Source organism: Holdemanella porci (assembly GCF_009696075.1).
GTDB lineage: Bacteria > Bacillota_I > Bacilli_A > Erysipelotrichales > Erysipelotrichaceae > Holdemanella > Holdemanella porci.
On sequence record NZ_VUMR01000065.1, the window covers coordinates 1 to 10,416 of the forward strand.

Annotated in this window: 9 protein-coding genes; 5 read left to right on the forward strand and 4 right to left on the reverse strand. The window is 36.6% G+C overall.

All coding sequences use genetic code 11. From position 1 onward, the window contains the following. Window positions 1-354: 354 nt before the first annotated feature. Window positions 355-2,184: a translational GTPase TypA gene (typA, locus tag FYJ55_RS09360; protein WP_154556600.1), complete on the reverse strand. Its 1,830-nt coding sequence runs from the start codon at window positions 2,182-2,184 to the stop codon at window positions 355-357. A 109-nt stretch (window positions 2,185-2,293) separates the two neighbouring features. Here typA and FYJ55_RS09365 point away from each other — a divergent pair, with 109 nt between their 5' ends. Genes FYJ55_RS09365 through FYJ55_RS09370 form a run of 3 tightly spaced genes read left to right on the forward strand, consistent with a single transcriptional unit; the run spans window position 2,294 to window position 3,903 of the window. Further along, window positions 2,294-3,037: an esterase family protein gene (locus tag FYJ55_RS09365; protein WP_154556601.1), complete on the forward strand. Its 744-nt coding sequence runs from the start codon at window positions 2,294-2,296 to the stop codon at window positions 3,035-3,037. A 2-nt stretch (window positions 3,038-3,039) separates the two neighbouring features. Next, complete coding sequence (locus FYJ55_RS11350) at window positions 3,040-3,174, forward strand: hypothetical protein (protein ID WP_268234152.1); 135 nt, start codon at window positions 3,040-3,042, stop codon at window positions 3,172-3,174. A 36-nt stretch (window positions 3,175-3,210) separates the two neighbouring features. Continuing rightward, entirely contained in the window at window positions 3,211-3,903 is a 693-nt protein-coding gene (locus FYJ55_RS09370) for a Fic family protein (protein ID WP_229771149.1), read from the forward strand. A gap of 119 nt (window positions 3,904-4,022) precedes the next feature. Here the strand turns inward: FYJ55_RS09370 and FYJ55_RS09375 are convergent, their stop codons facing one another. From FYJ55_RS09375 to FYJ55_RS09385, 3 genes are all read right to left on the reverse strand, one after another. Beyond that, window positions 4,023-4,313, reverse strand: coding sequence for an MATE family efflux transporter (locus FYJ55_RS09375; RefSeq protein WP_195836715.1), 291 nt, complete (start codon window positions 4,311-4,313; stop codon window positions 4,023-4,025). Between the two features lie 148 nt (window positions 4,314-4,461). Continuing rightward, window positions 4,462-4,701, reverse strand: a complete 240-nt coding sequence (locus FYJ55_RS09380; RefSeq protein WP_118114210.1) for a NifU family protein — start codon at window positions 4,699-4,701, stop codon at window positions 4,462-4,464. A 17-nt stretch (window positions 4,702-4,718) separates the two neighbouring features. Further along, entirely contained in the window at window positions 4,719-5,180 is a 462-nt protein-coding gene (locus FYJ55_RS09385) for a divergent PAP2 family protein (RefSeq protein ID WP_118114211.1), read from the reverse strand. Window positions 5,181-5,269: 89 nt separating this feature from the next. Here FYJ55_RS09385 and FYJ55_RS09390 point away from each other — a divergent pair, with 89 nt between their 5' ends. Both FYJ55_RS09390 and nifJ read left to right on the forward strand, forming a co-directional pair. Beyond that, window positions 5,270-6,541 (forward strand): glucose-6-phosphate isomerase, encoded by a 1,272-nt coding sequence (locus tag FYJ55_RS09390; protein ID WP_154556603.1) that lies wholly within the window; start codon window positions 5,270-5,272, stop codon window positions 6,539-6,541. A gap of 158 nt (window positions 6,542-6,699) precedes the next feature. Next, window positions 6,700-10,248: a pyruvate:ferredoxin (flavodoxin) oxidoreductase gene (nifJ, locus tag FYJ55_RS09395; RefSeq protein ID WP_154556604.1), complete on the forward strand. Its 3,549-nt coding sequence runs from the start codon at window positions 6,700-6,702 to the stop codon at window positions 10,246-10,248. Window positions 10,249-10,416 lie beyond the last annotated feature (168 nt).

The window sequence follows — 10,416 nt, forward strand, 5'->3', positions numbered from 1 at the left end:
ACGAATTTCTACCATGGAGTAAGTTCGTACAAAAGAACTGTAAATAAAAGAATCAGCATAACATTTTAGCAATGTTCAACTGATTCTTTTTCATTTATTTAACTACATCATTTTATTTGGCGCTTACGAAAGTTACGACAAATACGACGCAAGTGTGAGATAAAAAATGGTTAAGCAAGTTTTTGTTTGAAACGATTGATTCACAATATGTGGTAGGGCTAATCCGAAAGAAAAAATTTTGAGATGTGATTCTGGCTTGTGCTAGTATGAAGTGCAAAAAGATGAAATGGCGAGTAATTATAAGCATAAAAAAATGAGCATCACTATTTGTGACACTCATTTGAATCCGTTTCATTATTGAGCATTCATCTTTTGACGATATAAGTTACGACGATCTAAAGCTGTTAAACCTTTTTTACGGATACGAATCGCATCTGGTGTAACTTCTACTAATTCATCATCGTTGATCCATTCTAATGCTTCTTCTAGGGAGAAGATTTTTGGTGGAGTTAATAACATAGCTTCATCACGACCACTTGAACGGATGGCAGTTAATTTCTTGTTCTTTAATGGGTTAACATCTAGGTCGATGTTTTTAGAACTTTGACCAATGATCATACCTTCATAAACTGGTGTTTGTGGAGAAATGAACAATTGACCACGTTCTTGAAGATTCCATAAAGCGTAAGTCATGGCTTCACCTGTTTCAGTTGAAATCATTGCACCTTCCATACGTTGTGCGATTTCTCCTTTATATGGTTCATAACCACTAATACGACGTACTAATGTACCTTCACCGTGTGTATCATTGATAAATTCTGAACGGAAACCTAATAGTCCACGTGTAGGTGCTGTATACACGATCTTCACATATCCATTTTCTTCAGACATGTCCTGCATAACACCCTTACGAAGATTTAATTTGTTGATGATGGTTCCTGAATATTCTTCTGGAGCTAAACATACAACTTCTTCGATTGGTTCTACTTTGTATCCATTTTCATCTTTGTGTAGGATAACCTCTGGTTTAGAAACAGCTAATTCATAGCCTTCACGACGCATGTTTTCAATCAATACGGAAATATGTAATTCACCACGACCACTAACTTTGAAGCAATCGGCTGAATCAGTAGGTTCAACCTTTAAACCAACGTTAACTTCAAGTTCTTTTTCAAGTCTTTCTTTTAAGTTACGACTTGTCACGTACTTACCACTCTGTCCTGCAAATGGACTTGAGTTTACGTGGAAGTTCATAGATAGAGTTGGTTCTTCAATTTCAATGTGTTCCATTGGTTCAATGTGATCGGCTGTACAGATTGTATCACCAATACTGATATCAGGCATACCCGCAATAACTACGATATCTCCTGAATGTGCTTCTTGAACGCTTGTTCTAGACAATCCTTTGTATACGAATAATTTAGACAAGCTTTCTTTGGCATTCAATCCAGATTGGTTAAAACGAATATATTGTTGTCCTTGTTTTAAAACACCTGAATATAAACGTCCAATTCCTAAACGACCAATATATTCATCGTATGCCAAGGCAGATACTTGCATTTGAAGAGGTTCTTCATCCATATCTGGATATACATCACAATGTTTTAAGATTGTATCGAATAATGGGTCGATGTTGTCGCTTGGTGTTTTAAGGTCGTATTGAACACGTCCTTCTCTTGCTACACCATAAAGGATAGGAAAGTCTAATTGTTCGTCGTTGGCATTTAAGTCTAAGAACAATTCGTAAACTTCATCGACAACTTCTTCAGCTCTTTGGTCTTTCTTATCGATCTTGTTGATCAATAGAATTGGTTTTAAACCAATTTCCAAAGCTTTTGATAATACGAAACGAGTCTGAGGCATTGGACCTTCACTCGCATCGACTAATAAGATAACTGTATCTACGGTACGGATAATACGTTCAACTTCACTTGAGAAGTCGGCGTGGCCTGGCGTATCTACAATATTAATTTTTACACCGTTATGAATAACGGAACAGTTTTTAGAATAAATCGTAATTCCACGTTCACGTTCTAGATCGTTCGAGTCCATGATGCAGTCAACAACTTCTTCGTTGTCACGGAAAACATCACTCTGTCTTAAAAACGCATCGACTAACGTACTTTTACCGGCATCAACGTGGGCGATAACGGCAATATTAAGAATTTTTTCTTTATTGGACATACTGTCACTCACTTTCCTGTCAAAAACAGTACAATTATAAAGCAAGAAACCTTAAAACTCAATAAAATGTGCTATAATAAAACAAAAAATTTCTGAAAGGGGTAACACCATGCAAGTACAGTATATAAAAGAGTATTCAAATTGTTTGGATCGTGAAATGGAATATAAAATCTATGGCCAAGGCGGTAAATTATGTCTGGCCATTCCAAGTCAAAATGGACGTTTCTTTGAATGGGAAGATCGTGGCATGATTCATGAAGTTTCAAAATGGATTGAATCCAATCAATTAACGATTATTACGTGTGATACTTTGGATTTAGAAACATGGTCCTATCCGAATAATACAAAGATGCGTATGTTGAAACATGAGTTGTGGTTTGAATATATCCTTTCGGAATTGATTCCTAGCGTTCAAGAGAAAATGAATAACTATGATAAATGGATGGTGACTGGGGCAAGTCTAGGGGCAACGCATGCTACGAATTTGGTTTTCCGTTTTCCTAAACAATTTGATACATTATTAGCCTTATCTGGTATTTATGATACAGAATTATTCTATGGAGATTATCATGATGAAAATACGTACCATAATAATCCATGTGTCTACATGAAAAATATGTCTTTAGACCATCCCTATATGGAATTGTATAAACAATCCAAATTGATCTTTTGTGTAGGACAAGGCAATTGGGAACAAGAATGTTTTGAATCCTTAAGACAATTCAGCACCATTTTATATGACAAACACATCGAGGCTTGGTGTGATTTCTGGGGTTATGATGTGTATCATGACTGGCCTTGGTGGAAGGTGCAACTACAGTATTTCATGGAACAAATATTTAAGGAGTCGTAAGTATGATAAACAAAGTAAAAACAATTAAAAATGAATTGATTTCACAAATGAACATGAAAGTTAAGGGGAATATTTATCATTGGACTCAAATTAATTTTGCGTTTAATTCCAACAAAATAGAGGGTTCGAGACTATAGAAGAATCAAACTGAACAAATATTTGAAACAAATAATATGTTTATTGAACCTAAAGATAAAGAATTAGTTCCTTTATATGATGCACTAGAAGCACGAAATCATTTTCGGTTGTTTGATTATATGTTGAAGACAGTAGATGAACCATTATCAAAAGAAATGATGATTCAAATGAATATGATTTTGAAGAGAGGTACGTCTTATGAGGATAATCCAGCATATAATGTAGGTGGTTTTAAAGTAAGGGAAAATGGGATTGGAATGATAAATCCTTTTAAAACGACAAAACCAGCTGATGTTGAAACGGAATTAGATGCTTTGTTGGAAAAGTTTCAAAATAAAGGGGTTCTATCATTTGAAGATATTGTAGAATTTCATGTTTGTTTTGAAAGAATACATCCGTTTGGAGATGGAAATGGACGTACTGGACGAATGATTATGTTTAAACAATGTCTACAGAATAGTCATATTCCATTTGTGCTATTAGATCGAGATCGTGCATTTTATCTGCGTGGCTTAAAAGAATGGAATTTTGAAAGAAATTATTTAATGGATACTCTTTTAACGCAACAAGATATTTATGCATCTGTTTGCGAACAATTTGATATATTTAAAGATTTTGGTCAAAAAGAGTTGTCAAAAAATAAGATTGTTGATGAAAACGAACAATATGTTTTGCTTGAAATAGATAAAGGAATGTATCAACTTGTAGCGGATGATCAAGTCATTTAAGAAACAGAAAAGAACAATATTTGTGATGCATTAGAATCAATCAAAAGCAAAAAAGTCAAATTAGATTTTTAAAGGAGTAGGTAGATACTCCTTTTGTATTATATGACTTTATGTTCTAGTCACTTATTTGATTTAAAACGAGCTAAGAATATAAAGGAACGAATTGTGCAATCGGCACCCATACCGATCCATACAGCTAAAGGACCCATATGAAAAGTATGAACTAAAAAGATGGTAACTACAGCTCGACAGATCCACATAGATAAAGTGAATGTGATCATACTAGATTTTACATCGCCAGCCGCTCTTAGGCCATATCCTGGTAAGAATGAGGGTGTCCAGAATATCATTTTGTAAGCGAAGACAATGCGTGTTAGCCAAATGGCAAGTTTTGCACTTTCTGACTCCATTTTCGCAAGGCTTGTGATTTGTTGGATAAAAAGCATGATTATAGCGCAGAATATAATACATACCATCCAAGGAATTAATAATCTTCATAATTATTCTTTGGTGTACATAATCAAAACTACTAAAAATAAAAAGATATCTTTCGATATCTTAACCTACTAGTACAACATCACGGACGTTTGGCACTTCTTCAAGCAATAATTCTTTGATTCCGCCTGAGAAATCTTCAGAAGCCATCATACATCCTTGACATGCACCTTTGAAAGATACATAGACAACATTGAATTCATCAACTCCTAATAGTTCAATGTCGCCTCCGTCATGTTGAATGTAAGGGCGAATCTTATCTAAACAATCATTAACGGCTTTACTATCTACTACAGTATCCATAAAACAACACTCCTAACTTATAAAAATAGTGGACATAAGATCAATGGGACAGCAAGTCCAACCACAAATCCTCCAATGACTTCGACAAATTTATGTCCAAGTACATTTTTTAACTTTTCCTGATAGATGGGATCATCAAAGTGAAGTCCTGTCATTTCGCGTAAATCTTTGACTAATTGTTGTGTTAGCTCAATGTTTTTACCGGAATAGTAGCGTACGTGGCATGCATCGTACATAACAATAAAGGAAAAGATGGTGGTTACGGCAAATATGGCTGAGTCAAATCCTTCCTGAATTCCAATGGAAAGGGAAAGGGCTGTTACAGTTGATGAGTGACTGCTTGGAAAGCCGCCACTTGCAATGACCCAGTGAAAGTCCCATTTGCCAGTTCTATAATAATATACGACCGTTTTTAACACTTGTGCAAGTATATTGCTCAAAAGAGCTGTGACAAGTGGATATAAGGACGATGGTATCATAAATTCACGCTCCTAACAAAAAACATTATATCATACAAAGTTAAATCGTGGTATAATCTTCTTTAGGATAGCTATGGAGGGAAATAAAAATGATTCAATTAGATTTAAATCATGCTTTCTTAAAAGAAGATGTAAAGGCTTATCAGGATCAAGTTCGCGCTATTGATGAAGCTTTACAAAATGGCACTTGTAAGGGTAACGACTTTATCGGTTGGCTAAACTGGGCTAACAATTATGATAAAGAAGAATTTAGTCGCATTAAAGAGGTTGCCGCAAAAGTGCGTGAAAACACAGAAGTATTCGTTGTATGTGGTATTGGAGGATCTTATTTAGGTGCTCGTGCTGCCATTGAAATGATGAATGGTTTATATGGTGACAACAAGCCTGAAATTATTTATATGGGAAACACTTTCTCATCTACTTATATTTCACAGGTTATGAACCATATTAAAGATAAGGAAGTTACTGTAAATGTTATTTCTAAGTCTGGAACGACAACGGAAACAGCATTGGCTTTCCGTATCTTGAAACAATTTATGGAAGAAAAATATGGTGAAGATGCGAAGAATCGTATTATTGCCACTACAGACAAGGCTAGAGGAACATTGAAGGCTTTAGCCGATAAAGAGGGATATGAAACATTCGTGATTCCTGATGATATTGGTGGACGTTTCTCAGTTATTACTCCAGTTGGATTATTGCCAATCGCAGTAGCTGGAATCGATATCGATGCTTTGATGAAAGGTTTACACGAAGGTATGGGTGAATATGGTGATGCTGATCTTGAAAAGAATCCGGCTTACCGTTATGCTGTGGCTCGTCGTATTCTTCAAAACCAAGGATATGATGTTGAATTGTTAGTAAACTATGAACCTCAAATGCAGATGGTTGCTGAATGGTGGAAACAATTGTTTGGAGAAAGTGAAGGAAAAGATGGAAAGGGTATTTTACCGGATTCAGTATGTTTCTCAACAGACTTACACTCTTTAGGACAATTTGTTCAGGAAGGTAAGAAAGTATTGTTCGAAACAAACTTATATGTTGAAACACCAATGATCGATTTAACATTCCCTAATGATGAAGCCAATGAAGATGGAATGAACTACTTGGCTGGTAAGAGTGTGGATTGGGCTAATAAAATGGCTGCCAAAGGAACATTACAGGCTCATGAAGAAACAGGTGGAGTTCCAAATATCTTATTAACTATGCCAGGCATGACTTCTTATGACTTTGGTAATATGTGTATGTTCTTCTTCAAGGCCATCGCAATGACAACTTTGATGAATGATTCTAACCCATTCAATCAGCCTGGTGTTGAAGTTTATAAAAAGAACATGTTCAAACTATTAGGTAAAGAGTAATGATGAAAATAGAGATGTAAGCAAATGTTTACGTCTCTTTTTTATACGCTTACAAATTAGATTAGTCTAACCTCTATGGTGAATTTAACCTTTAAAATTTGACATGAAGCTCGTATAATAAGCTATGGTATTGAATATCTATAAAGGAGGAAATATTAATGCCTAGAGCAAAACAGTCTATGGATGGAAATACGGCTGCGGCTCACGTTGCGTATGCTTTTACAGACGTTGCTGCAATTTATCCTATTACTCCATCTAGTCCAATGGCAGACTCTATTGACCAATGGTCTGCAGCTGGACAAAAAAATATTTTTGGAAATCGAGTAGTTGTAAGTGAATTACAATCAGAAGCAGGTGCTGCTGGTGCTGTTCACGGATCATTAGCTGCTGGTGCATTGACTAATACATTCACTGCATCTCAAGGTTTATTATTGATGATTCCAAACATGTACAAGATTGCTGCTGAACAATTACCATGTGTATTCGATGTATCTGCACGTACAGTTGCAACCCACGCATTGAACATCTTTGGTGATCACTCAGACGTTTATGCTTGTCGTCAAACAGGTTTCGCTATGTTATGTGAAACTAACCCACAGGAAGTTATGGATTTATCTCCAGTAGCTCACTTAGCTGCTTTAGAAGGTAAAGTACCATTCATTAACTTCTTTGATGGATTCCGTACTTCTCACGAAATTCAAAAAATCGAAAAATGGGACTACGAAGATTTAAAAGAAATGTGTCCAATGGAAGCTGTTGAGGAATTCCGTAAACACGCTTTAAATCCAGAACGTCCAACTATGCGTGGTTCTCACGAAAACGGAGATATCTTCTTCCAACACCGTGAAGCATGTAACACTGCATATGATGAATTACCTGCTGTAGTAGAAAAATACATGGGTAAAATCAACGAAAAATTAGGAACAAACTATGACTTGTTCAACTACTATGGAGATCCTGAAGCTGATCGTGTAATCATCGCAATGGGTTCTATCAATGACGTTGCTGAAGAAGTTATTGACTACTTAACTGCAAAAGGAGAAAAAGTTGGTTTAATTAAGGTTCGTTTATATCGTCCTTGGTCAAGCAAACACTTATTAAAAGTTCTTCCTAAGACAGCTAAGAAAGTTGCAGTACTTGACCGTACAAAAGAACCAGGTGCTCTAGCTGACCCATTATACTTAGATGTAGCTACAACACTTCGCGAAGCAGGATTAAATGACATCACTCTTTGCGGTGGACGTTATGGTTTAGGATCTAAGGATACTCCACCTTCAAGTGTATTCGCTGTTTACACTGAATTGTTAAAAGACGAACCAAAACCTCGTTTTACAATCGGTATCGTGGATGACGTTACAAACTTATCATTGCCAGAAGTTAAACCAGCTCCTAACACTTCAACTCCAGGAACTGTTGAATGTAAATTCTGGGGTCTTGGAGGAGACGGTACTGTAGGTGCTAACAAGAACTCTACTAAGATCATCGGTGACCACACTGACAAATACATTCAGGCTTACTTCCAATATGACTCTAAGAAAACGGGTGGTATCACAATTTCTCACTTGCGTTTCGGAGACAAACCAATCCGTAGCCCATACTACATTAACCAGGCTGACTTCGTAGCTTGTCACAACCCTTCATATGTAGTAAATGGATACAAGATGGTTCAAGACGTTAAACCTGGTGGTGTATTCATGATCAACTGCCAATGGTCAGACGAAGAATTAGACAAACACATGCCTGCTGAATCTAAAAAATATATTGCAGACAACAATATCCAATTGTACACAATCAATGCCATCGATAAAGCTATCGAAATCGGTATGGGTAAACGTACAAACACAATCTTACAATCTGCATTCTTCAAATTAGCTAACATTATGCCAATTGAAGAAGCTGTAGATTACATGAAAGCAGCTGCTAAGAAATCTTACTCTAAGAAGGGTGATGCAGTTGTTGAAATGAACTACAAAGCTATCGATGCTGGTGTTGGCGCTACTCACAAAGTTGAAATTCCTGCATCTTGGGCTAACCCTGAAGCTGATGCACCAAAACCTGAATTATCAGGACGTCCTGCAACAGTTAAGATGGTAAAAGACATCATGGAACCAGTTAACAAAATGGATGGAGATTCATTACCTGTATCTGCATTTACTGGAAACGTTGATGGTCAATGGGAAACTGGTGCTAGTGCTTACGAAAAACGTGGTACAGCTGTTACAGTTCCTGAATGGGATGCTGAAAAATGTATTCAATGTAACCAATGTGCATTCGTATGTTCACACGCTACAATTCGTCCATTCTTATTGAGCGAAGAAGAAGTGAAGGCTGCTCCTGCACAAATCAAATTGGCTGATGTTAAACCAAAAGCTACAGAATTCAAATATACAATGAGTGTATCTCCATTAGATTGTATGGGATGTGGTGAATGTATCACTGTATGTCCAACTCAAGCAATTAAGATGGTTCCTCAAGAATCTCAAGCTGAAGAACAACCTGTATTCGATTACTTGGTAGCTAATGTGTCTAAGAAAGATTCTGGATTCGCTGATGACACAGTTAAGGGTTCTCAATACAACCAACCATTGTTAGAGTTCTCTGGATCATGTGCTGGATGTGCTGAAACATCTTATGCTCGTTTAATTACTCAGTTATTTGGTGAACACATGTATGTATCAAATGCAACTGGATGTTCTTCAATCTGGGGTGGTCCAGCATCTGTATCTCCATATACAGTAAACAAAGACAGCTTACAAGGACCAGCATGGGCTAACTCATTGTTCGAAGACAATGCTGAACACGGATTCGGTATGCAATTAGGACAAAAAGTATTACGTGAACAAGCTATCGAAAAATTAAGTGCTATGAACGAAAGCGAAAAAGCAACTCCTGAATTCAAGGCTGCATTCGAAAAATTCATGGAAACTAAAGAAAATACTCGTACTAACACAGAAGCAACAAAAGCATTATTAGTTGAAGTAGAAAAAGCTGCTGAAGCTGGATGTCCAGATGCTAAAGCTGTATTAGACAAGAAAGAATACTTAGCTAAGAAATCTGTTTGGATCTTCGGTGGAGACGGATGGGCTTATGATATCGGATTCGGTGGATTAGACCACGTTCTTGCATCAGGTGAAAACGTAAACGTTATGGTATTCGATACAGAAATGTATTCAAACACTGGTGGACAGGCTTCTAAAGCATCTAACATCGGTGAAGTTTGTCAATTCGCTGCAGCTGGTAAAGAAATGAAGAAAAAATCTTTAGCAGAAATCGCAATGAGCTACGGATACGTTTATGTAGCACAAATCGCTCTTGGAGCTAACCCTGCACAAGCAGTTAAATGTATTGCTGAAGCAGAAGCTTATCCAGGACCATCTTTAATCATCGGTTATGCACCATGTGAATTACACGGTATTGCTAAGGGTGGAATGAACCACTGTCAAGATGAAATGAAGAAAGCCGTTAAATCTGGATACTGGAACTTATTCTCATTTGATCCAGCTAAGAAAGAAGCAGGTAAGAACCCATTCACATTAACTTCTAAAGAAGGAGATGGAACTTACCAAGACTTCTTACACAACGAATCTCGTTACACTCGTTTAGTTAAACCATTCCCTGAAAGAGCAGAAAAATTATTTGCTAAGTCAGAAGAAGTAGCTAAAGAACGTTACGAACACTTACAACGTTTAGTTGAACTTTACAAGTAAGAAATAAATGAAAGAAGCTGATTGATTACAGCTTCTTTTTTTGGTAATCCGCAATTAGATAGGGTCGACTAAAAGTTGGCTTCAAAAATTGTAGGGCCGAAAACCCTATGTGTGTTTAAAGGATTATTAACTAGGGAGCAGAGATTTCAATATCTCTGCTCTTTTATA